Raw genomic sequence first — 1,059 nt, forward strand, 5'->3', positions numbered from 1 at the left:
GGTTTTCGTAAAGCAGAAACGATTAAACGGACTCTCGAAGGGGAGTTGTATTTTTACTCCCGGGTATTTGGATTTGAGCTAGCAGAGGCGATAGAACCTGTAAGTATTTATAATTATTAGTTATTAGTTTAGTTATTAGTCATTAGTCATTGGTTAATTGCCTTGATCAATTAAGTTACTCTGTAGACATGGAGCAACACCTGCGAAGTAAGCCAATGTCAGTATTTGTCTATTGGTTTCGATATTATTGTTCACCATAAACTCATCAACAATGACTAGGCAGGAAAGACAATCAATAACCAGTGAGTTAAAAACTCAGGCAATCATCCTCGGTGGATGGGTCGCTCTGATGTGGATTGTAGAGCTGGTGGATATATTCATTTTTGGAAGGAAACTTGATCTATATGGCATCCTTCCCCGCAACCCAATTGGGCTGCGGGGTATTTTATTTGCCCCTTTTCTCCACGGCGGTTTTTCTCATCTGATTTCCAACACTATACCTTTTCTTGTCCTAGGCTGGTTTGTAATGTTGCAAGAAACTAGCGACTTTTTCGTCGTTACCACCATCACCATGGTGGTGGGTGGTCTTGGGGTTTGGCTGTTGGGCGCTCCCAATTCAGTTCACATTGGGGCAAGTGTGCTGATCTTTGGCTACCTAGGTTTTCTGCTATTTAGAGGCTTCTTTGAACGAAACCTACCCTCAATTTTTCTATCAATTCTAGTCGGCTTCCTCTATGGTGGTTTAGTTTGGGGTGTCTTACCTTCACAGCCCCATGTATCTTGGCAAGGACATTTATTTGGTTTTATCGGCGGTATCCTAGCCGCACGTATACTGGCAAGGCGTAAACTGTGACATACTCCCACACGCTCATCGAAGATTACAGTGTGGGCTTCTTACCAACTCCAGCCATCGCGAACGGATACACGGGTTACTTTATTAACGACACGGTCAGAAGTTACCCCAGCGAGCAATCCCTCGCTGGGGCAGCCTTTATGGTTAGTCGGCTATGGGTAAAGGGTTAAAACTTTATGATTAAGGCAAGAGACGAAACCTTAGAT

The 1,059-nt window shown here is 43.6% G+C and carries 1 protein-coding gene and 1 pseudogene; both read left to right on the forward strand.

Going from position 1 to position 1,059, the window contains the following annotated elements; genetic code table 11:
- Nucleotides 1-120: pseudogene (locus F6K37_RS46055) on the forward strand (S9 family peptidase); the annotation flags it as partial.
- Between the two features lie 151 nt (nt 121-271).
- Nucleotides 272-853: a rhomboid family intramembrane serine protease gene (locus tag F6K37_RS44120; protein WP_287257445.1), complete on the forward strand. Its 582-nt coding sequence runs from the start codon at nt 272-274 to the stop codon at nt 851-853.
- Nucleotides 854-1,059 lie beyond the last annotated feature (206 nt).

The organism is Moorena sp. SIO4E2 (assembly GCF_010671945.1).
Classification (GTDB): Bacteria; Cyanobacteriota; Cyanobacteriia; order Cyanobacteriales; family Coleofasciculaceae; genus Moorena; species Moorena producens.

What these genes read in the sequence shown, in the direction of transcription:
- F6K37_RS44120 (WP_287257445.1), top strand. Translation starts at nt 272, where the DNA reads ATGACTAGGCAGGAAAGACAATCAATAACCAGTGAGTTAAAAACTCAG.